Consider the following 21,756-nt stretch of genomic DNA (forward strand, 5'->3'; position numbering starts at 1 on the left):
GCCATGCGAACGCCGGTCACCACCCATGAAGTTCCGTACCGTCGATAACGCCGGATAGCCCGGATCGAACCCTTCGCGCACCAAGAAGAGACGCAGCCGGGGCCCTTTCTGTTCCAGAATTCAAACAACTGACGGCGGGCCAAGGTTGGCCGGATCGACTTCCGCACGGCGGATGGTTAGCTTGGCGCGCGATCCGGCCGGTGCCATGAGGGGGACTTCAAGTGCGTACGTACGTCCGTAGTGTCCGTGTGGGTGCCGCGGTGGCCGGGCTGGCCGCCGCGCTCGTCCTGACGGGGTGCAGCAGTGACGGGGGCGGGGGCGGCAAGAAGGACGGTGGTGCGGCCGAGTCGAGCGGTTCCGGGGGCTCCGGGGGCTCCGCGGATTCCGGGAGTGCGGACGAGGACTCGTCCGGTGTCTCCGGCGGCTCGGGCGGCAGCCTGGAGGGGACGTGGATCGCCACGGCCGGCGGCAAGCCGCTCGCCCTCGCCGTCACCGGGAAGTCGGCGACGCTGCTCGGCGAGGACGTGCTGTGCAGCGGCACGGCGGGCGAGAAGGGGGGCTCGCGGGTGATCGACCTGAAGTGCCCCACGGGGAACTCCGACCGCACGACGGGCCGGATCGAGTCCGTGGACGACAAGGCGATGAAGGTCTCCTGGGAGGGGGCCGGCCAGGACGAGTTCCTGAGGACGAAGGGCGGCAAGCTGCCCGCGGGGCTCCCGTCGGGGGGCATGCCGCAGCCCTGAGGGGCCAGACGGGCCTGACGGGCCAGACGGGCCTGACGGGCCGCGCCCTGCGCGTCCGAGCCGTCAACTAGGCCTGTTTCCGTCGGAGTTCGGCGGTTCGGCGCCGTCCGGTGCCGGTGGTTGCCCCTTGGTGGCCGAGCCGTCCACCAGCATGGGCGGGGGTGCGGTGTCCAGGGCGTCGGACAGTTCGTCGAGGGTCTGGAGGAGCAGGCCCGCGCCCCTGCGGACCACGCGGTCGGGGACGCCCTCGCCGTCCCACTCCGCCAGAGCCGTACGGACCGCGTCCCACCGCGGTACGCGGCGTTCGCGCACCGCCTTCGCGCCCTGTTCCGTCGCCTTGCGCAGCGCGTCGGCGAGGCGGGCCGCGGCGGGCACGGGGGTGTCGCCCCGCTCCGGCAGGTGCGCCTCCATCAGCATGGCGACGCGGCCCATCTGGGCGAGTGCCTCCTCCGCGTCGGCGGCCACGGCGCGGGAGAGGCCGCGGTGGCGGACCGGTTCGTTCTTGGCCCGGTTCCCCGCCTCCTGCCAGGCGATGCGGGCGTCACGGGCGGCGAGCAGGGCCTCCCGTACGTCGGGGCACGCCTTGCCGGCCGGGTGGGCGTAGTGGTCGACGACCGCGGCGGCGTAACGCCCGTACGCGATCAGCCAGTCGGCGAGGCGGGTGCGGAGTCTCGGGGTTTCCCAGGCGGGGTAGACCGCGTACGCGATCATCGCGAGGATGCCGCCCATCAGGGTCAGGACGACCCGCTCCGGCACGGTCTGCGTCCACTGCTGGCCGCCCATGCCGAGCAGGAACACGACGTACGCGGTGACGCAGGCCTGCGCGGCGACCTGGCCGGTGCGCATCAGCAGGTACATCATCCCGGCGCAGAACACGGCGAGCGCTGCGGACAACCCCGTGCCGGGGTGGGCCAGTTGGACGAGCCCGGTGGCGAGGGCGACCCCGATGAGGGTGCCGCCGAAGCGGGCGACGGCGCGGGAGTACGTCTGCGAGAAGTCCGGCCGCATCACCATGACCGAGGCCATGGGCGCCCAGTACCCGTGCCCGAACGGCAGCCAGGTGCCGAGCAGATACCCCGCGGCGGCGACGGCGGTGACCCGGATCGCGTGCCGGGTGACGGGCGAGTCATGCCGGAAGTCGGCCCGAACGGCCCGCACGGCGGCGGGCAACAACGCGAAGAGGCTGGGACGGAGGAGGGGGGCGGGCGGCGGCTGGGTCTCCGGGGGCGGCGGGGCGGCGGGTGGCTTCGAAGGCGTCGGGACGGCGGTCGGCTTCGGAGGCGTCGGGACGGCGGTCGGCTTCGGAGGCGTCGGGACGGCGGTCGGCTTCGGAGGCGTCGGGGCCTTGGCGGGGGGCGTGTGGGGGTGCGTGTCGGGGTGCGTGTCGGGGTGCGCGGTCGTGGGGGACGTCGGGTCGGGGGGTGGTGGTGTCGGGCGCGGCGGCGTGGGGGGCGCCGGGTCGGGGGGCGGCGTGGGCGCCGGGTCGGGGGGCGGCGTGGGCGCCGGGTCGGGGCGTGGTGGGGGGTTCTGCGTGTTGCCCGCTGTCTCCAGTACGTCCCGTAGGAGCGCGCCCAGGCGGGTCGCCGCGCGGTAGGCCGGGCCCGTGAGGATCGCCCCCGTGTCCGGGGTCTTCAGCGCGGCCATCGCCGCCGGCGGGACCCTGACGGGGTCGCCGTGGCGAATCGCGCGGGCCGCGGCGTCCAGGACCGAACCCGCCGCGGCGAGGAGTTCGCGGACCCGGTCCCGCTCCCTGCCCTCCTCCGGAACGCCGACCGCCGGGTCCGCGAGGGAGGCCAGGACCGGGCGGATGCGTTCGGCGAGGCCCCGCGCGCCGTGCAGTTCCGCGGGGCGGGTGCGGGCCTGGCGCGGGGTGATCGTCGCCGCGTCGCGCGCCGCCATCAGGGGTTCGGGGTCGAACGGGGCCACCGGATCGTGCCGGAGCCGGCGCGCGTAGTCCGCCTCGGCCGCCAACGCGTCGGCCAGGGCGTCGCGGTGGGCGCCCCATCTGCGGACCGGAAAGAGGATCACCAGGGCCGCCTGCACACAGCCCCCGACGATCATCATCGCCGCGTGTCCCGCGGCCGCCGCGACCGAGGTCGGCAGGGTGACCGTCACCAGCATGATCGCGACGTTGGACGACGCGATGATGCCGACCGTCGGGCCCGCCGCCCAGCTCAGGCCCGCGAGGAAGGTCCAGAGGCAGAGGAGGGCGAGGAAGAGGAGCAGGTGGGAGCCGGTGAGGTAGCCGAGGAAGGTGGAGACGGCGAGGCTCGTGCCGGAGGCGAGGGCGAGCTCCGGACGCGGGCGCCAGCTGCGTTGGAACGTGGCGATCGCCGCCTGGAAGGCCCCGAACGCCGAGCTCGCGGCGACCGCCGGGCCGAACAGGGTGAGGCTGACGCCGATGATGATCGCGAGGCCGGCCGCGCCCCGCAGGGCGACCAGGGGTTCCAGGCGTTTGCGCTCGACGGTCAGACCCGAGCGAGCTGTCTCTTTCAGCGCGCGAAGCCAGGTCACCCTGTGATGATACGGGGCATATCGGGCAGAGGGCGGCGACGGCCGGCCTCCTGGCGCCGTGGGGGGCGCGCCCCAGGGGACGGCCTCGTGAGGGTCGCGGCCCAGGGCCCGGCCCGTGGGGGTCGCGCCGCAGGGGACGGCCTCGCGGGGGTCGCGCCCCAGGGGACGGCCCGTGGGGGTCGCGCCCCAGGGGACGGCCTCGCGGGGGTCGCACCCCAGGGCCCCGCCCCGTGAGGGTCGCACCCCAGGGGACGGCCCGTGAGGGTCACACCCCAGGGCCCCGCCCCGTGGGGGTCGCACCCCAGAGCCACCCGAGCCCCCGGCGCCCCCGGGCGGGCCGCCCCGCCCCCGGAACCCCGTCCCCGACATCGGCTCAGGGCAGCGCCCGGCCCCGCTGCCCGCGTCCCCGTCCGACCTCCGCTTGGTCCGCCGCCGCCGTGCCGTGGGCCCAGCCCTCGCCGTCCGTCACGCCCCGCACCCGGGTCGTGGTCGTCTCCGGGAACATCCGCTCGGCGCGGTCGGTGACGGCGACGTCGCGGGCTGCAAGGACCGGGAGCAGGTCGGGCGGCGGGCCGGCCGCGCCCCGCGCATCTTGCGCCGCCTCCCGCGCAGCCTCCGTCACCGCGTGCTCGCCGGCCTCGGCGAGGCGGGCGCCGATGCGGTGCGCGTACGCCACCAGGAAGGACTGCCGGAACGTCTTCGTGCGCTTGCGGCCAGCCGCGCGCTGCCCCGCCTCCGCCTTGGTCATCGCCGTCGTGCCCTGCACCAGGAGGGAGGTGTGGAGCAGTTCGACCGCCTCCAGGTCGGACTCGAAACCGACGACGGCCGAGAAGCCGAACGCCTCGTTCCACACCGCGCGGCAGTGGTTCGCGGCGGCGACGGCGTCCAGGAGCATCGCCTTCGCCGTCTCGTACGGGGCGTCCACACCGATCCGGCACGCCCCGGGGACGTCCTTGGCGTGCGTACGGGCGGCGAGCAGCGCCTCGTCGAGGGAGTGCCGGGCCATCAGTTCCTGGGCCTTGGCGGTGAGCGCCTCGGCCTCCTCCGGATAACCGGTGGCCTCGGCCTTGGCGAGGAGGGCGCGGATACGGGTGAGGGTGCGGGACTCGCCCTCGACGGGGCCGGGGACGGATTCGCCCGGGGGCGGCCCCACCGGTTCGAGCGGGGGCAGGCGCAGGAGCAGGCGGTAGAGCTGGAGGTGGGTGGTGGCCCGGGTGAAACGGTCGGGCCGGGCCGCGGGGTGCGCGGTGGGGGCCATCTCGGTCAGCTGGGCGGCCCAGCGGGGCGGCAGGTGGGCGTACCGGGCGGTCTCCGCGTGGATCAGGGTCGCGGCCAGCCGGACGTGCGGGTCGTCCAGGTCGCGGCGGACCATGCGGAGCACGTCGGCGGGCTGCCAGCCGTGCCGCCAGGCGCGGGTCAGGTACTCCTCGCCGCGGCGCCGCAGCTCGTCGTCCGACGCGGGGGACGCGGCGAGCAGGGAGGCGCCGGTGTCCAGCCCCTCGTCGCCGTCGCCGTACAGCGCCGCCGCGAACGCCCTGTCGATCACCGAATCCATGAGGTCAAGGGTAGGCACGGTGCGGCACCCCGAATTCGCCTAGGTTCCCTAGGCCCCGTGGGGGACGTGGGGGGACGTGGGGGGGGACGTGGGGGACGTAGGGACACCCATGGGAGCCGTAGGTGCCTAGGGGCCGTAGGGGCCGTAGGGAACTCTGGGAGCCGTAGGGGCCGTAGGGAACCTCTGGTACCGGGGGGACGTGTGGGTCGTAAGGGGCCCCGGATCCCTTAAGGCCCGTACGGAACCCCAGGCCCCCTAGGGCCCGCACGACCCGTAGGGACCCCTAGGGCCCGTACGACCCGTAGGGACCCCTAGGGCCCGTACGGACCCCCAGGACCCGTAGGACCCGTAGGACCCGTACGACCCGTACGACCCGTACGACCCGTACGACCCGTACGACCCGTAGGGACCCCCAACCCCCGTACGGACCCCCAGGCCCCGTACGGACCCCCGGGCCCCGTAGACCCCGTAGACACCCCGAGCCCCCGCAGGGGTATGGCAGGCCCTACCCCCCACACACCCCCCAGTGGTCGTGTGCCGGGCGGCGGCGGGCGGTTGGCTCGACGCATGAGTGAAGACGTCGTACGCAACGAGGGGGGCCGCCGCCTCCGCCGGGCCGAGCGGATCGCGGGCGTGGAGGTGACGGGGCGATGAAGCGGGTTCTTTTTGCCTCCCTGCGCCGGCGGTGGAGCAGTCTGCTCGGGGCCTTCGTGGCCGTCGTCCTCGGCGTGGGGCTCGTCGCCGCCATGGGGCTCGGGCTCGACGCGAGCCTGACGGCGCCGGACCGGGCGCCCGTGCGGTTCGCCGGGTCGCCGGTCGTGGTCATGGGGCAGGACCGGGTCACGGTGCGGGTCGAGCGCGGGCCGGCGACCGGCCTCGTATCGAAGCCGCTCGCTCATCCACAGCCTGTGGACATCGAACTTCTGCGCGAGCTGCGGCGGCTCGGCCCCGTACGGCTCGACGGGGCCGCGCGGGACGCCGTCGGCGTCGACGCCCCCGCACGGGAGGTGCGCGAGGTCGTCGGCGGCCGTGCCCTCGTCCTCACCGGCGGCGAGCGGCGCCGCGCCGACCCCGGCACCGCGCGGGACGCCGCGGCGCTGGTGGCCGTCAACTCGTTCCTCGGGACGGCGGGCGGGGTGGCCGCGTTCGTGTCGGTGTTCGTCACGGCGTCGACGTTCGGGTTCGTGGTGGCGTTGCGGCGGCGGGAGTTCGGGCTGCTGCGGATGGCCGGGGCGACGCCCGGCCAGGTGCGCGGGCTGCTCCTCGGCGAGGCGCTCGCGGTGGGCGTCCTGGCGTCCGCGGCGGGGTGCGTGCTCGGGGCGTGGGGCGGGCCGTTGCTCGCGCGGCAGTTGGTGGAGGCGGGGATCGCGCCGTCCTGGTTCCGGGTGCCGGCGCAGCTGCCGGGTGCGCTGCCGGGTACGGCCTGGCTGACCCAGCCCCTCGGCCTCTCCTCCGCCTCGTCCGCCCCCACGGCCTCCTCCGCCTTCTCAGCCTTCTCAGCCTCCTCCGTCTCCCCCGCCTCCTCCGCCTTGTCCGTCTCGTCCGGCGGCTCGCCCTCGTGGCCGTTCCACCTCGCCTTCTGGACCGGGCTCGTGGTGGCCGTCTCGGGTGCGTGGGTCGCCGCGCGGCGGGCCGGGCGCATCGCGCCGGCCGAGGCGATGCGCGACGCGTCCGTGGACACCGGCGTGCTGCCGCTCGGCCGGCGGATCGCCGGCGCGGTGCTCCTCGCCTGCGGGATCGGACTCCTCGTACGGGCCCTGGGCACGGACCCCTCCGCGCTCCTGAAGCGGAAGACGTACACGACCCAACCCATGATCCTGATCACCGCGGCAGCCGCGCTCGCGCCGCTGCTCGTGCCGCCCGTCGCCCGCGCCTTCCGGCTGCCCGGCGCCGTCGGCCGTCTCGTCCGCGCCAACTCCGCCGCCGCCGTGCGCCGCACCGCCGCCGTCGCGGCGCCGGTCCTCGTGACCGTCGCCCTCGCGGGCAGCCTGCTCGGCTCGGCGCAGACGGTGGGGGGCGCGAAGGCGGCGGAGGCCAGGGAGCAGCTCCGGGCCGACCTCGTCGTCACGGGCGAGAAGCTGCGGCACGTGGGGGTCCGGGACGTGCCGGGGGCCGCGGCGGTCTCGCCGTCCGCGTCCACCGCCGTGTTCGTACGGGAGGGGGGCAGCGCCCTCGTCCGCTCCGAGGCCCGCGCGGTGAGCGATCCCGCGGCGCTGGCGGCGACGACCCGGCTCCCGGTCGTCGCGGGGGACGTCCGGGACCTGGACGACCGGTCCATCGTCGTCAACGAGGAGTGGGAGCGGCACGAGGTCGGCGAGCGCGTCGCCGTCCGGCTCGGCGGCGGGCGGCCCGCCGAACTGCGGATCGCGGCGGTGCTGGCGCGCGGGACGGGGGACAACGGCGCGTACGTGACGGCGTCGAACGCGCAGGGGGCGACGGTGGACCGTATCGACGTACGCCTGAAGCGGAGTCCGGCCGCCGAGGGCGCCCAGCCCTCCACGGCGACGGGCGCGCGCGGCGCGACCGCAGCGACGGGCACGCGCGGCGCGTCCGCGGCGACCGGCGCGCACGGTGTGACTGCCGCGTCCACCGTCCCCTCCGCGCCCGGCGCGACTGCCTCGCCCACCGCCCCCGCCAAGCCCGCCCTGTCCACCGCCCCCGCCGAGCCCACCGCCTCCACCCTGTCCACCGCCTCCGCCGCGCTCGCCGCCCGGAGCGGGGGCGAGGTGCGCACGGCCGACGCATGGCTGGCCGCGACGCACCCGCGGATCAAGCCCCAGACGCGCCTCGGCCTGCTGATGATCCTCGGCATCTGCCTTGTCTACGCGGGCATTTCGCTCGCGAGCACCTTGCTGATGGCCACCCCGGTGCGCCGCACCGAACTGCGCTCCCTGCGCCTCGCGGGCGCCACGCGCGGGCAGGTACGGCTGGTGGTGGCCGGCGAGGCCCTGGCCGCCGTGGCGGTGGGCACGCTGCTCGGCCTCGCCGTCACGGCGCTCAACCTGGGCGGTCTCTCCGCCGGCCTGTCCCGCCTCTCGGCCCCGGTGGCGGTGACGGTCCCGTGGGACGCGCTCGGGGTGAGCGTGGGCGTGTGCGCGCTGGTGGCCGTGGCGGCGGCGGTGGCGGGGACGGCCGGGCTCCTGCGGGTGGCGGGAGGGGGGCGGCAGGACTGAACGGACCTCCCCCACCCCGCCCCCCGTCAACCAGCGCTCTCGCAGGGCTAGTTGGGGAACGTGACGGTCTGCAGCCAGGCGGTCCTGTGACCGTTGTTCGACTCGTAGCCGCGCAGCTTGATCTGGCGGTTCTCCTTCAGGTTGAAGTAGCAGGTCTTGTAGCGGTCGCCGGCGCCGTTGCTGTCCTTGCAGTAGCGGTACGTGCCGCTGCCGTCGGAGATCCGGACGCCCAGCGAACGCCCGTCGAGGTCGATGTCGTTGACGATGACCTTGTCCTTGGAGTCGCAGAAGGTCACCTTGCCGACGATGTAGGTCTGGCCGTTCTCCTTCTGCGTGAACTGCGTCCCGTGGCAGTCGGCCTTCGCCTGGACGGACTGAGCCGCCAGGGCGGACGGGGCGGCCACGGCGGGCGACGCGGCCGCCGCGGCGAAGGCGGCGCCGGTGGCGGCGAGGGCGACGGCGGCCATGCGGATCGTGTGCTTCATGGGGTGCGGCATCCTTCGTCGGGCGTCATCGGTACGGGTGGGTGCTGCGTCGGGACGGCGTTCGAACTGCCCGCTGTCCGCGACCTGAACGACGCTAGGGGCGCCTGCCAACAGAGCCCCAACATCCCGCTGCCGTGGGCGTACCGGCACTCCCCTGACCCCCTGGGTCAGCTGTCGCCGCCCTCGTCGATCAGCCGGCGCACCTCGCGCTCGACCAGGCCCAGGCGGGCCTCCGCCACCAGAGGCACCGCGCGGCGCGCGCGGCGGGCCTCGTGGACGTCGATGTCGACGGTCACCAGGCCCGGCTCCCACTTCGGTGCCTGCGCGACGACCGTGCCGCGCGGGTCGACGACGCGGGAGCCGCCCCAGAACGAGGCGCCGTTCTCGTTCCCGACCCGGTTCACGAAGACGACCCAGCACTGCAGCATGCGGGCGGTGTTGGAGAGCAGCGTGTCCCAGTACAGGCCGGTGTCCATCGCCTCGGGATCCAGGCTCGCCGCGCTGTTCGTCGGCACGACGATGACCTCGGCGCCGTCCTGCACGGCGAGCCACGGCAGCACCGGCTGCCAGGCGTCGTTGCAGATGAGGGTGGCGGCGCGGCCGTGCCCGCCGGGCAGGTCGTACGCGCGCAGGTGCTGGCCGGGGCTGACGTGCTTGCGCTCCTCCCAGGCCAGGTAGTTCGGCAGGTACAGCTTGCGGTGGACGTGCAGGGGGCGGCCGCCCGAGAAGTACGCGGAGGTGTTGTACGCGCGCAGCGCGGTGTGCTCGTGGAGGCCGACCAGGACGTCCGGGCCGCCGGGTTCCGTCAGGGCGAGCAGGCGCGGGTCGTCGACGGTGATCGACGTGTCCTTCGCCAGGCCGCCCAGGTGGTAGCCGTGCAGACTCAACTCCGGGAAGACGACCAGGTCCGCGCCCTGTGTCGCCGCCAGGGCGAGCTGCTCCCGCGCGGTCCGCAGGTTCTCTTCGACCTCGCCCAGGGCGCAGTCGGTCTGTGCCAGCGCCACTCGCATGGGGCGAGCCTCGCAGCGCGGGGCGGGAGGTGCACGCGGGGACGGCCGTACGTGGCACGCGCGGTGAGCCGCGCGCGGGACGGCCGTACGGGGGCGACCGTAAGGGGACGGCCGTAGGGGGCGGGTCCCGGGCGGGGCGGGCCCGTGTGCGGTCGCGATGTCAGTGGTGGGTGCGAGACTCCGGCGTATGGAGCACGAACGGTGGGTCATCGCCTCCGGTGCGGGACGTGGCGCGGAGCTCGTCCCCGTCGGCGCCGACGGGCTGCCCGTCGGCGACGTGGTCCGCGTACCCGACCTCGTCGAGGCCGTCCGCGCCCGCCCGGGTGCCGGCCGGTGGATCTGGCGGTCGACGGCCGGTGTCTACCCGCGCCTGCTCGCCGCCGGCGTCCGCGTGGAGCGGTGCTACGACATCGAGGCCGCCGAGCTCCTCCTCCTCGGTCACGAGGGCCGCCTCGGCGAGCCCCGATCCGCGGCCGCCGCCCTCGCCCGCCTCCGCGGCGCCCCCGTACCGCCCGATCCGCCGCCGCGCGCCGCCGAGCGCGGGGCCCGCGCGCAGGACTCGCTCTTCGAGCCCGGCCCCGTGGGCGTCGAGCTGTCCCTCGCGGACCTCGTGCGGGTCCACGCCGAGCAGCAGCGGCGGCACGACGCCACCGCCCACCCGGGCCGCATGCGCCTGCTCACCGCATCCGAGTCCGCGGGCATGCTGGTGGCCGCGGAGATGAACGCCGCGGGGCTGCCCTGGCGCGCCGACGTCCACCGCGAGCTCCTGCACGAACTGCTCGGCGAGCGGTACGCGGGAGGCGGCGAGCCCCGCCGCCTCGCCGAGCTGGCCGACGAGGTGTCGACGGCGTTCGGCCGCCGCGTCCGGCCGGACCTGGCCGCCGACGTCGTCAAGGCGTTCGCGCAGGCCGGCATCAGGGTGAAGTCGACGCGGCGCTGGGAGCTCGAAGAGATCGACCACCCCGCGGTGCAGCCCCTCATCGAGTACAAGAAGCTGTACCGGATCTGGACGGCGCACGGCTGGAGCTGGCTGCAGGACTGGGTGCACGAGGGCCGTTTCCGCCCCGAGTACACCCCGGGCGGCTCGGTCAGCGGCCGCTGGACGACCAACGGCGGCGGCGCGCTGCAGATCCCCAAGGTGATCCGCAGGGCCGTCGTCGCCGACCCCGGCTGGCGGCTCGTCGTCGCCGACGCCGACCAGATGGAGCCGCGGGTGCTCGCCGCGATCTCCCGCGACCGGGGCCTGATGGAGGTGGCGGGCAGCGAGGAGGACCTCTACACCCGCCTTTCGGACCGCGTGTTCTCCGGCGACCGCGACCACGCGAAGATCGCGCTGCTCGGCGCGGTGTACGGCCAGACGTCGGGCGACGGCCTGAAGAACCTGGCCGCGCTGCGGCGCCGCTTCCCGCTGGCGGTCGCGTACGTGGACGACGCGGCGAAGGCGGGCGAGGAGGGCCGGCTCGTACGGACCTGGCTGGGCCGTACGAGTCCGCCTGCGGCGGGGGCCGGGGAGCACGAGGAGGCGGGCATCCCGCAGGAGCCGCCCATCGGCGCCGAACTCCCCGTTGCCGAAGGGGAGTTCACGCCCGGGTACGCCTCGTCCAACACCCGCGCGCGAGGCCGCTTCACGCGCAACTTCGTCGTGCAGGGCAGCGCGGCGGACTGGGCGCTGCTGATGCTGGCCGCCCTGCGGCGGACGATCGCGGAGGGTGGGCTCCGCGCCGAGCTCGTGTTCTTCCAGCACGACGAGGTCATCGTGCACTGCCCCGCCGCCGAGGCCGAGACGGTGGCGCTCGCCATCCGCGACGCGGGAAACCTCGCGGGCCACATCGCCTTCGGCGAGACCCCGGTCCGCTTCCCGTTCACCACGGCGATCGTGGAGTGTTACGCGGACGCGAAGTAGGGGGGAGGGCGGGGGGCTCGGGGGGCCGGTGGGTCGGGTGGACTCGGTGGACCCGGTGGACCCGGTGGGTTCAGTGGGCCCGGTGGGTTCGGCTAGACCTGTTGCTAGGCCCCCCGACCCGGGGGTCCTACCCGCGCTCCGCCAGCAGGGTTCGCAGTTCGGCCGTCACCTTGCTGTCCCTGCCGTTCAGGGCTCGAAGCGCCGTCGCCCACTGCTCGTACGCCTCCTCCTCGTCTCCCGACGCGTGCAGCAGGAGGCCGTGCTGGTGGCGGGCCAAGCCCGACATGTGGGTGTCGCCGCGGTGTTCGCCACCCCGCCGTTTCAGCGCCTCTACCTCTGCACGTCGCCCTCGCCCTCGCCGTCACGCCTCCGGCAGCCGCACCGTGAACAGCGAGCCCTTGCCCGGCACGCTCTGCGCCGTCACGGTGCCCTCGTGCGCCTCCACCAACTTCCGCACGATGGACAGGCCGAGGCCGCTGCCGCCCGTCGCGCGGGTCCGCGACTTGTCGGCGCGCCAGAACCGGTCGAACACGTACGGCAGGTCGGCGGCGTCGATGCCGGTGCCGGTGTCGGCGACCTCGATCAGCACGCCGTCGGCCGTGGTGCGGCAGCTGATGCGGACGCTGCCGCCGCGAGGGGTGTGGCGGACGGCGTTGGAGACGAGGTTGCCGATCGCCTGGCGCAGCCGCAGCGGGTCGGCCGACACCAGCGGATCCCCGTACGCGGTGGCGCGCAGCCGTACGCCCGCGGAGTCCGCCCGCGCCTGGTGTGCCGCGGCGACCTGTTCGGCGATGTCGGCGGCGTGCACGGGCTCGCGGTGCAGCCGGAGCGTGCCGGCGTCGGCGGCCGCCAGATCCTGGAGGTCGTCGACGATGTGCTGGAGCAGCAGCGCCTCTTCGAGGAGCGAGGTGACCAGCTCCGGATCGGTCTCGACGACGCCGTCCTCCGCGGCCTCCAGCCAGCCGCGGATGTTGGACAGCGGGGTGCGCAGCTCGTGCGCGACGTCGCTGACCATCGCCTTGCGCTGTTCCTCCAGGGCCTTGCGGTGGGCCGCCATGTCGTTGAAGGCGGCGGCAAGTTGGCTGATCTCGCCCGCGGAGCGGGTGGCCCGTTCGGGGACCGGGGCGCTCGCCTCGCCCGTCTTCATGCGCCACGTCGCGGCGGTGAGCGCGCGCAGCGGCCGGGTGAGCCGGGTCGCGGCCAGCGCGGTGACGGCGACGGTGACGGCCAGCACGGCCGCGGCGAGCCCGGCCAGGCGCACGGTGTTGTCCCGCGAGAGGCTGAAGCCGGGCGTGCTCCGGGTGCCGTCGGACGCGGTGATGAAGAGCAGGGCGGGCGCGGAGACGTACGGGCCGAGCTGCTCGCGGCGCGCGGTGTCGACGCAGGACGCGGCGGCGGTGGCGGCGGCGGTCGTCGCGGCCGGGGCGGAACCTCGCGTCCTGGTGGCGCGGGACGCGGGGCGGTCGCCGGGGGAGGTGAGGCCGGGTGAGGTGCGGGGTGCGCGCTCGGCGGGGCCCTGCGCGGGGGCGGCCGGGGGGTCGGGGTCAGGGTCAGGGTCAGGGTCGGACGTGGGGTCCGCGTAGGGCGCCATGGCTCCGGCCCCGGCCCCGGTCGTCGGTACGACGGTGCCGACCGGGCGCGGCCCGCTCCGCCCGCTCAGGTCGAGGCCCACGGGGACGGCGGGGAGTCCGTGCCGCTTCATGCACGCGTCGGAGAGGGAGTTGAGCTTCTTGAGCGCCTTCTGCTCGGTCGCGGTGGGGAGGTCGAGCGGCGGCATACGGCAGCTGGCCTTGAGGTAGTCGCCGAGGTCGTGTTCCACCTGGACGGTGGGGCGGCCGCTCGGGCCGACGACGACCTCGGGGGCCGCGCCCAGCTCGGACAGGCAGGCCGCGCTCCGGTCGGCGGCCTGCCGGAGCCGGGTGCGTTCCGCCGTGGTGAGGCGGTAGGGGCCGACCGCGCGCGGGTCGATGCGGTCGGCGGCGGTGGCGTCCTGGCCCGCGCCACCGTCCGTACGTCCGGGGGCCAGCATCGAGTCGACGGCGAGCGGGTCGAGGACGGCGGAGGGGGTCGGGGGGAGGGAGGTGCGCGGGGTGCCCTTTTTCGGGGCGGGTGCGTACGCCTTGCCGGGGCGGTCCGCCGTACTGGTGCCGTTCGACTTGGCGGTGCCGTTCGCCTTGCCGGCGTTCGACTTGCTCGTACCGCTCGACTTGTTCGGGCCGTCCGACTTGCTCGTGCCGTCTGCCTTGCTGGTGTGGTTCGCCTTGCCGGTGCCGTTCGCCTTGCTGGCGCCGTCCGCCTTGCCGGTGTCGTACGACTCGCTGGTGCCGTCCGACTTGGCGGTGTCGTACGACTCGCTGGTGCCGTCCGACTTGGTGGTGCCGTTCGACTTGCCGGCGCCCGACTTGCCCGTACCGTCCGCCGTGTTCGTACCGCTCGACTTGTCCGTACCGTCCGACGTACTCGGGCCGTCCGCCTTGCCGGTGCCGCCCTTCCCCGGAGTGTCCTTGTCGGAGCCGCCCCCGCCTTCCCCACCTTCCCCGCCCTTCCCGTCAGGGGCAGCCGTCAGTGATCCCGGGCGGCGGGGCGCCGCCGAGTCCGCGATGACCCTGCGGTCCTGGGTGGTGAGGGCGATGCGGCGGCCGGTACGCCGGGACAGTTCGCGGACGGCCTCGTCGGCGCCCCGCCACTCCGGGGCGCTCGCGCCGATGCCGATGAGCTTGTCGTAGATGCGGGCGTCGTCGGCGAGGACCTGGCCCTGCTCCTGGCGCAGGGCGCCGGACGTCGTCTGCGCCGCGAGCCACGCCGTCGCGGCGATCGAGCCGACGGAGACCAGGACGGAGACGGCGAGCAGCCGGGCGAGCAGAGACTTGCGGAGCGGGATGTCACGCGCCACGTCGCGCCGCCGCCCCGCCCGCGGGACCCGCGGGAACGGTACGCGCGACGGGTGCGCCCGCACCCTTCAGGTCACCCCGTTGTGGGTCACCCCTGCGCAGGTCACCCCGGGCCCGATCGTCCAGACCCTGGTCACCCCGGCCCCCCGAGCCCCACGCCCCGCTCACCACCTTGTACCCCACTCCGAAAACCGTCACGAGGCGGTCCGGGCGGCGCGGGTCGGCCTCGATCTTCTTGCGGAGGTTCAGGACGTGCACGTCGACCGTGCGCGCGGATATGTAGCCGGACGAACCGTGGATCCGGTCGAGGAGCTGCGGGCGCGTGAAGACCCGGTCCGGCTCCGCCGCGAGCACGCTCAGCAGATCGAACTCCCCCGGCGTGCACTCCACGTGCCGCCCGTCCACCGTCACCTCGTGCCGCACCGGGTCGACGACGAGACCCGCGACGCGCAGGATCCGCCGGTCGGCGTCGGGCAGCGGCGGATGGACGCCGCCCGCACGGCGCAGCAGCGTCCGCACCCGGGCCATCAGCTCGCGCGGACTGTACGGCTTGGTGAGGTAGTCGTCGGCGCCGAGGTCGAGGCCGAGGAGCAGGTCGTCCTCGGTGGTGCGGGCGGTGAGCATCAGGATCGGCAACCGGGTCAGCTCGGGCGGCCCGTCCGCGTTCCGCAGGAACCGGGTGACCTCCAGGCCGTCCGTGCCGGGCATCATCACGTCGAGGATCAGCAGATCCGGCGGTCTGCGCCGCACCGCGTCGAGCGCGGCGGAACCGTCGTGGACGACGGCGACCGCGTGGCCGTCGCGCTCCAGATAGCGGCGGACCAGCTCGGCCTGCTTCTCGTCGTCCTCCGCGACCAGGACAAAAGCGCACATGGCGTTGAGGATAGGCCTGGGCGTGCCTGGTTCAGGAGGGACGAAAGGGATCCGCACGCGGGCCTGACAGGATCCTCATAAGTGCCCGGTGGACCCGACCGCCTCAGGAGCCCCCCGACCCGCCCGAGGCCCCGCCCCGGGTCCCGTCCCCGGCCCCGCTCCCAGCCCCGCCCGGGGACGCGCCCCCGCCACCCTTCGCCTCGGCCTCCCCGGCGCCCGGGGATACCTCCCCGTTGGTCCAGGCGTAGACCGTGTCGCCGTCGACCGCCACCCGGTACGTGTGCAGGTCGCCGCAGTCCCTACGGGAGCGCGACGGCGTGCGGTCCGGCCACCAGGACGCGTCGAGGTCCGGCCCGCCGACCCGGGGCGCGTCCGCACCGCACTCCGCGCCCCGCTCCGTACGCCCGTCGCGGTCCCGCCCGACGAGCGTGTAGCGGATCAGCTTCGCCCCGCCGGTCGTCTTCACCTTGACCTTGACGTTCCGGGCGTCGTCCGGGATCCACGCGGGCAGGACGAACGCCAGGTCGCCCTTGGTCGGCGCGGCGGACGCCGTGGCGAAGGACTTCGTCTTCTCCTTGAAGACGTGCTCACTGACGGCGTCCGGCATCACCGCGCTGTTCTTCAGCGCGGGCCCCGCGACGGCGACGGCCCCCGCGACGACCAGACATCCGGCCACGGTGAAGACGACGACGCCGGCCTTCCTGCTGTCGGCACCGGCCGCATCGGCCTTCTTCTTGTTCAGAGGCATGGCACCAGTCTTCGGCCTTCCGCGCCGGATTACGTACGGCCGCAGAACGAAACCCCCCGTACGCCTGGAGACAGAAGTCGTACCCCGCGTCCCCCTCAAGACGGACACTCAAGCCGGACGCGCCCCCGAAACCCCACCCGCCCGACACGCCCGCGAGATCTCCGCCAGCACCCCCAACGCCCCGGCCAGCACCTCCGGCGGCGGCGACGCGAGGCCGATCCGCACGGCGCCCGGCGCGGAGTGGCCGGCCACCGGTGCCGAGCGGCCGGGCACCGGCACCCCGTGCCCGGTCACGGCGAAGGCCGAGCCGGGCGTGACGGCGATGCCCCGTTCCGCCGCCGCCCCGACGAACGTCTCCGCACGCCAGGGCGCCGGCAGCTCCCACCAGCAGTAATAGGCCCGAGGGTCGGTCCGGAACCGTCCCCGTGCCCCCGCGTCGATCAGCCGCTCCCGGACGATCCCGTGCCGCAGGGCCGCGTCGGCGCGCTTGGCCGAGGCCAGCGTCTCCACCGTCCCGTCCCCCGCCCACCGCACCAGCGCCGCCAGATGGAACGCCCCCGCCGTCCACGCCCCCGACCGCAGAGCCCGCGCGAGGGCGTCCAGGTGGCCGGGCGGGGCGGCGAGCATGCCGACGGTGAGGCCGGGCGCGAGCCGCTTGGAGAGGCTGTCGACGAAGACGACGCGGTCCGGCAGCCGCGCGGCAAGTGGCGCCGGCGCGTCCGGCGCCAGGAACCCCCACGTCCCGTCCTCGACGACGGCAAGCCCCAACTCCTCGACCACATCGACGAGTTGCTGCCGCCGCTCCTCCCCCGCCGTCACCGACAGCGGATTCTGCAGGGTCGGCTGTACGTAGACACAGCTGAGGGACGCCTTCCGGTGGGCGTCGGCGAGCGCGCCGGGCAGCATGCCCTGCTCGTCCATGGCGACCGGCACGAGCCGCAGCCCGAGCTGCGCCGCCACCGCCTTGACCAGCGGATACGTCACCTCCTCGACGCCGACGCGGTCGCCGGGGCGGGCCAGCGAGGAGAGCGCGGCGGCGATGGCCTGCCGGCTGTTCCCCGCGAACAGCACGCGTTCGGGCTCCGGCCGCCAGCCGCCGCGCGCGAGCACGGAGACGGCGGCGTCCCGCGCCTGCGGCGTGCCGTCGGGCGCGGCGGTCCGGGTCGCCTCCAGCAACACGTCGGGCCGCAGCAGCGGCGCGAGCGACCGGCTCATGAGCACCGACTGGCCTGCCACGAGCGGGTAGTTGAGTTCGAGGTTGACGGCGGGAGGAGCGGGCGGTCCCGCGGCCGGCCCCTCGGTCAGGGCGGCGCCACCGGGGTGCGGAGCGGCGGCCCGTACGAAGGTGCCGCGGCCGACCTCGCCGACGACGAGGCCGCGCCGCGCGAGCTCGCCGTACACGCGGATGGCCGTGGAGTTGGCGATCCGGCGGCGCCGGGCGAAGAGCCGCTGCGGAGGCAGCTGGTCCCCGGGACGCAACGTCCCCGCCTCGATCTCCCTGGCCACGTCGTCGGCGACGCGCCGGTAGTCGTCCCGCCGGGCCATGCCCACCCCATCTCGCCCACACCGCGCGCCCGCACCCTCACCGCCCCGCGCACATTGCACCGAGAGCAAAGATCTTATTGCACCGCGGAGTTGACCCCACCTAGCCTCCCCTCATGGCAACCGCGCAGCTCAACGGCATCACCATCGGCTATGACGACGAGAACACCCCGGTCACCCCGGCCCCCGCGCCCACTCCCCTCGTTCTCCTCCACGGCCACCCCTTCGACCGCTCCATGTGGGCCCCGCAGCGTGCCGCCCTCGCCGCCACGCACCGCGTCATCACCCCCGACCTGCGCGGCTACGGCGAGTCCGGCGTCGTGCCCGGCACCACCGCGTTCGCCCGCTTCGCCGAGGACGTCGCCGCGCTCCTGGACCACCTGGGCGTACGGGAGTTCGCGCTCGGCGGCCTCTCCATGGGCGGCCAGATCGCGATGGAGTGCTACCGCCTCTTCCCCGAGCGCATCACGGGCCTGCTCCTCGCGGACACCTTCCCCGCGGCCGAGACACCGCAGGGCAAGGCCGCCCGCCACGCCCTCGCCGACCGGCTCCTCGCCGAGGGCATGAAGGGGTACGCGGACGAGGTGCGGGACAAGATGGTGGCCCCGTACAACACGGAGGCGTCCGCGTACGTCCACCGCATGATGCTGGCCGCACCGCCGGAGGGCGCGGCGGCGGCCCTGCGCGGGCGGGCCGAACGCCCCGACTACCAGGCCCTGTTGACCCGCGTCGACGTGCCGTCCCTGGTCGTCGTGGGCCGCGACGACACGTACACGCCGGTCTCCGACGCCGAGGCCATGCACGCCGCGCTCCCCGACTCCGTACTGCACATCGTGGAAGCGGCGGCCCACCTGCCCAACCTGGAACGCCCCGACGAGTTCAACGCGGCCCTGCGCACCTGGCTCGCCCGCCTCAGCTGAGCGTGGGCCGGCCAGGTCTGCGACGGGTGGCGAGCAAACACGCCCTACCAGGTCGGCCGCGCCCCCACCCCGCCGTCCACCACCAGGTCCGTGCCCGTGATCCACGACGCCGCGTCCGAGGCCAGGAACACGCAGGCGCTGCCGATGTCCTCGGGGCGGCCAAGCCGGCCGAGCGGCGCCGCCCGGCCCCACCGCTCCACCCCCTCGGGCCAGTCCTCGGCGAGTCCCGGCCGGTCGATCAGGCCCGGCGAGACGCTGTTGACGCGGATGCCGCGCGGCCCGTACTCCAGGGCCGCCGAGCGGGCGAACATGATCAGGGCCGCCTTCGACGCGCTGTAGTGCGCATGGCCCGGCGAGGGGTGCGAGCCCTCGATGGACGCGATGTGCGTGACCGTACCGCCGCCGTCCTGACCTGCCATCCGCTCCACCGCGGCCTGCGTGCAGCAGAACGCACTCGTCACGTTCGCCTCCGACAGCTCCCGCCACTGGGCGGCCGTCATGCCGGCCAGCTCCCGCACCGGCTGGATCCCCGCGGCGTTGACCAGCGCGTCCAGCCGCCCCCGCCAGGAGTACGCCGTCTCGACGAGGCGCCGGCACTCGTCCTCGCGGGTCAGGTCCGCCGGTACGGCGACGGCGTCACCGCCCGCCGCGACGATCCGTCCGGCCAGCTCCTCGGCGCGCCGTCCGCCGGTGCGGTAGTGGACGACGACGGCCGCGCCCGCCTGAGCGAACCGCAGGGCGACCCCGGCACCGATGCCGCCGCTCGCCCCGGTGACCAGGGCGACCCGCCCGGGCAACCCCGGCAGCGTCACGTCACGCATCGGGGAGGTCGGCTCGTCACGCATCGGGGAGGTCGGCTCGTCACGCATCGGAGGCGTCCTCCTCGGAGGGCATCCGCAGCGGCGCCCCGGAGCGGCACAACTCCCCGATGGTCTCGGCGCGTTCGGGGTAGCGCGCGCTCAACTCCTCGGCGTCGCCGCCCTCGTAGTCCTCGGGGACGAACCCCGGAGCCATGGTCGTCCCGAACAGCGTCCACCCGTACCGTCCGCCGGACCTGACCCGCGCCCCCATCCACGTCCTGGCCGGCACCACCAGCTGCACCTGTCCCCCGGCGCCCAGGACGGCCGTGCGGTCGGTGCCGTCCGGCGCGAGGAGCAGCAGCTCCAGCGCGTCGCCCTCGTAGAAGTGCCAGACCTCGTCGATGGGCAGCCGGTGCAGGGCGGAGAAGTCGCCGGGGGTGGTGGTCAGGAGCACGATGATCGCCGATCCGGCGGGACGGCCGTCGGCGTCCAGTGGCCCGGTCCAGGTGCGGCGGTACAGCCCGCCCTCGACGGGGAGGGGTTCGAGCCCGTGCCGGGCGGCGACCGCTTCGGGGGACGCGGGTTCTCCGGCTACAGCCGTTGCGGGGAGCGCGGCTGACGCCGCTGATTCGACCATGTCCGATCGCTCCCCGGCCGGGACGCCTCGTAACCACAGGGCGGCAGGAGGGGGCCACGTCACGCGAGTACGGCGTGACGTGGCCCCCTCCTGCCGTCTGCTTGCTGCTTGCTGCTTGCTGCCTACGCCGTCGGGGTCGCCTCGTACCCGAAGCGCGCCGCCGTCGCCGTGAGGGCCGGGTGCGCGAAGCGTTCGGCCAGGTCGCCCTCGCCGATCCACTCGCGCCACTCGCCCACCTGGCCGCGCCGCATGATGCGGGCGTTCTTCGTGGTCTCGCCCTCATCCGCGGACGCCGCGTCCTCGCGGGCGCGCATCGCCTTGAAGGAGCTGCGCTCGGCCGCCCGCGCGACCACCTCCGGCGGCACCGCGAGCCCGAGCGCGGCGAGCATCGCCGTGATCGCGCCGACCGGGTGCGACTTCAGGTCCTCGAACCGCACCACCGCGAACTTCGAGAACTCCGGCGCCGCCTCCAGCCAACTCCGGTAGAACCGCGCCCAGCCGGGGATCGACGGCTCGCCGTCACCGAGCCTGACCCGGTCGAGGAAGTCGGGGTAGGTGAGTTTCCCGATCATGTCGGCGGCGTCCGGTATCCACGAGCCGCCGAAGGAGGAGAACCACTTGTACGACGAGTAGATCGTGTCGCGGGGGTCCCGCACCACGAGGATCGCGCTGTTCACCGCGGAGTCGGCGAACACCTCGGGGTAGAAGTGGGTCTTGATGAACCGCTTCGCGTCGGGACCGCCCGCGTCCGTGCCACTCGCGTGCTCGCGCTCGGACGTCGCCGCCAACCGCTTGCGGTAGTACTCCAGTTGGGCCTCTATGGCCTGCGCGGCGCCGTCCCGCTCGTCGGGCGACTCGACGTACGGGTCGAGGTACTCGAAGCCGAGTTCGTGCACGATGTTGGCCACGAGCGCCTGCCCGGACCCCGGGTCCCCGGCCACGACGATGTCGCGCTCACCGAGCAGACGCGCACTGCGCCGGGCCAGCTCGTCCGGACGGAGTTTTTCCCGGACGGAGTCCTCGGTCATGACACACATCCTGTCTCTCCCCGCGACCGGGGACGTCGGAGCGAAGGCGATGGGGAAGGGGAAGGGGGTGGAGATGGAAGTGAAGGTGGGGCAGGCGGAGGCGAGGACTGGCCGCGCTCACTTCTTGGCGCGCGCCGCGACCGCCCTGGTCAGATAGGTGACCTCCAGCTTGTCCAGGCCCGCGATGCGCTCCCGGATGAAGTCGAGGAACTTCTCGAACCCGGCGTCGCCGAGCTGGACCCGCACGTCGTTCACCGACTGCCACAGGCCGATGTAGTGGTCGACGGTCTGCTCGACGGAGTGCCGGCCCTCCAGGACGACGACGTCGTCGAAGAGCGGGCTCGCGTTGAACTTGTCCGACAGTTCCTTGATCATCTGGGGGTGGGCGGAGGTGATCCGCTTGCGCTCCCCCATGAGGCGCTTGAGCTCGTTCTCGATGTCCACGAGGATCGGGTTCACCTCGATCAGCCGCGGGTTGTAGAGCGCGACGAACCAGCCGCCCGGGCGCAGCACCCGGCAGAACTCCGCGGTGCCCACCTCGAAGTCGACCCAGTGGAACGACGACGCCATGCTGATCAGGTCGGCCGACCCGTCCGGCAGGCCGGTCTTCTCGCCCTGTCCTGCCCGCCAGGAGATCGAGTAGCCCTCGGAGTCCGAGATGCCCTCGGCCCGCATGTTGTCGTTCGGCTCGACCGCGGTGACCGAGCGGAAGCCGCCGTCCGCCACGATGCGGGTCCACAGGCCCGTGCCGGCGCCGACGTCCACCGCGTCCAGCTCGGCGGCGGGCCGGCCCACCAGGCCGATCAGCGCGTCCCGCACCGAGGTCGCGTACCCCTCGCGGTATTTCGAGTAGTCCTTCGCCAGGTCGGTGAAATCTCCGTGCTTGAGCTTCGTCGACGTCGTCATGCGGGTACGGCTCCTTTTATGCCTCACT

At 74.5% G+C, this 21,756-nt stretch carries 16 protein-coding genes and 1 pseudogene; 4 read left to right on the forward strand and 13 right to left on the reverse strand.

Going from position 1 to position 21,756, the window contains the following annotated elements; translation table 11 throughout:
* Positions 1–248: 248 nt before the first annotated feature.
* Positions 249–743: a hypothetical protein gene (locus tag ACZ6CV_RS09945; RefSeq protein ID WP_469250379.1), complete on the forward strand. Its 495-nt coding sequence runs from the start codon at positions 249–251 to the stop codon at positions 741–743.
* Positions 744–806: 63 nt separating this feature from the next.
* Here ACZ6CV_RS09945 and ACZ6CV_RS09950 read toward each other — a convergent pair whose 3' ends face one another.
* Complete coding sequence (locus ACZ6CV_RS09950; protein WP_469250380.1) at positions 807–3,257, reverse strand: FUSC family protein; 2,451 nt, start codon at positions 3,255–3,257, stop codon at positions 807–809.
* A gap of 373 nt (positions 3,258–3,630) precedes the next feature.
* Entirely contained in the window at positions 3,631–4,812 is a 1,182-nt protein-coding gene (locus tag ACZ6CV_RS09955) for a DUF2786 domain-containing protein (protein WP_469250381.1), read from the reverse strand.
* Positions 4,813–5,462: 650 nt separating this feature from the next.
* Between ACZ6CV_RS09955 and ACZ6CV_RS09960 the strand changes: the two genes are divergently transcribed.
* On the forward strand, positions 5,463–7,985 hold the full coding sequence (locus tag ACZ6CV_RS09960) for an FtsX-like permease family protein (protein WP_469250382.1): 2,523 nt from the start codon (positions 5,463–5,465) through the stop codon (positions 7,983–7,985).
* 47 nt (positions 7,986–8,032) lie between these two features.
* Here ACZ6CV_RS09960 and ACZ6CV_RS09965 read toward each other — a convergent pair whose 3' ends face one another.
* Entirely contained in the window at positions 8,033–8,470 is a 438-nt protein-coding gene (locus ACZ6CV_RS09965; protein WP_469250383.1) for a hypothetical protein, read from the reverse strand.
* 167 nt (positions 8,471–8,637) lie between these two features.
* Positions 8,638–9,480, reverse strand: a complete 843-nt coding sequence (locus ACZ6CV_RS09970) for a nitrilase-related carbon-nitrogen hydrolase (RefSeq protein ID WP_469250384.1) — start codon at positions 9,478–9,480, stop codon at positions 8,638–8,640.
* A gap of 187 nt (positions 9,481–9,667) precedes the next feature.
* On the opposite strand from ACZ6CV_RS09970, the gene ACZ6CV_RS09975 reads away from it, so the two are divergent.
* Positions 9,668–11,383 (forward strand): bifunctional 3'-5' exonuclease/DNA polymerase, encoded by a 1,716-nt coding sequence (locus ACZ6CV_RS09975; RefSeq protein WP_469250385.1) that lies wholly within the window; start codon positions 9,668–9,670, stop codon positions 11,381–11,383.
* 127 nt (positions 11,384–11,510) lie between these two features.
* Here the strand turns inward: ACZ6CV_RS09975 and ACZ6CV_RS09980 are convergent, their stop codons facing one another.
* From ACZ6CV_RS09980 to ACZ6CV_RS10000, 5 genes and pseudogenes are all read right to left on the reverse strand, one after another.
* Positions 11,511–11,669 (reverse strand): hypothetical protein, encoded by a 159-nt coding sequence (locus ACZ6CV_RS09980; protein WP_469250386.1) that lies wholly within the window; start codon positions 11,667–11,669, stop codon positions 11,511–11,513.
* 75 nt (positions 11,670–11,744) lie between these two features.
* Positions 11,745–14,276: a sensor histidine kinase gene (locus ACZ6CV_RS09985; protein ID WP_469250387.1), complete on the reverse strand. Its 2,532-nt coding sequence runs from the start codon at positions 14,274–14,276 to the stop codon at positions 11,745–11,747.
* A gap of 154 nt (positions 14,277–14,430) precedes the next feature.
* Positions 14,431–15,147 (reverse strand): annotated as a pseudogene (locus ACZ6CV_RS09990) (response regulator transcription factor); the annotation flags it as partial.
* 103 nt (positions 15,148–15,250) lie between these two features.
* Positions 15,251–15,895, reverse strand: coding sequence for a hypothetical protein (locus ACZ6CV_RS09995; protein ID WP_469250388.1), 645 nt, complete (start codon positions 15,893–15,895; stop codon positions 15,251–15,253).
* 108 nt (positions 15,896–16,003) lie between these two features.
* Positions 16,004–17,440 (reverse strand): aminotransferase-like domain-containing protein, encoded by a 1,437-nt coding sequence (locus tag ACZ6CV_RS10000; RefSeq protein WP_469250389.1) that lies wholly within the window; start codon positions 17,438–17,440, stop codon positions 16,004–16,006.
* A gap of 113 nt (positions 17,441–17,553) precedes the next feature.
* On the opposite strand from ACZ6CV_RS10000, the gene ACZ6CV_RS10005 reads away from it, so the two are divergent.
* Complete coding sequence (locus ACZ6CV_RS10005; RefSeq protein ID WP_469250390.1) at positions 17,554–18,357, forward strand: alpha/beta fold hydrolase; 804 nt, start codon at positions 17,554–17,556, stop codon at positions 18,355–18,357.
* 44 nt (positions 18,358–18,401) lie between these two features.
* Here ACZ6CV_RS10005 and ACZ6CV_RS10010 read toward each other — a convergent pair whose 3' ends face one another.
* The 4 genes from ACZ6CV_RS10010 to ACZ6CV_RS10025 all read right to left on the reverse strand — a co-directional run bounded on the left by ACZ6CV_RS10010 (position 18,402) and on the right by ACZ6CV_RS10025 (position 21,728).
* On the reverse strand, positions 18,402–19,178 hold the full coding sequence (locus ACZ6CV_RS10010; protein ID WP_469250881.1) for an SDR family NAD(P)-dependent oxidoreductase: 777 nt from the start codon (positions 19,176–19,178) through the stop codon (positions 18,402–18,404).
* Positions 19,179–19,218: 40 nt separating this feature from the next.
* The gene (locus ACZ6CV_RS10015; protein ID WP_469250391.1) at positions 19,219–19,794 is read right to left on the reverse strand and encodes a cupin domain-containing protein; all 576 of its coding nucleotides are present in this window, start codon (positions 19,792–19,794) and stop codon (positions 19,219–19,221) included.
* 122 nt (positions 19,795–19,916) lie between these two features.
* Positions 19,917–20,822: a sulfotransferase domain-containing protein gene (locus tag ACZ6CV_RS10020; RefSeq protein WP_469250392.1), complete on the reverse strand. Its 906-nt coding sequence runs from the start codon at positions 20,820–20,822 to the stop codon at positions 19,917–19,919.
* A gap of 117 nt (positions 20,823–20,939) precedes the next feature.
* On the reverse strand, positions 20,940–21,728 hold the full coding sequence (locus ACZ6CV_RS10025; RefSeq protein WP_469250393.1) for a class I SAM-dependent methyltransferase: 789 nt from the start codon (positions 21,726–21,728) through the stop codon (positions 20,940–20,942).
* Between the last annotated feature and the right edge of the window lie 28 nt (positions 21,729–21,756).

The sequence above is a fragment of the Streptomyces sp. NPDC041713 genome (assembly GCF_055591085.1).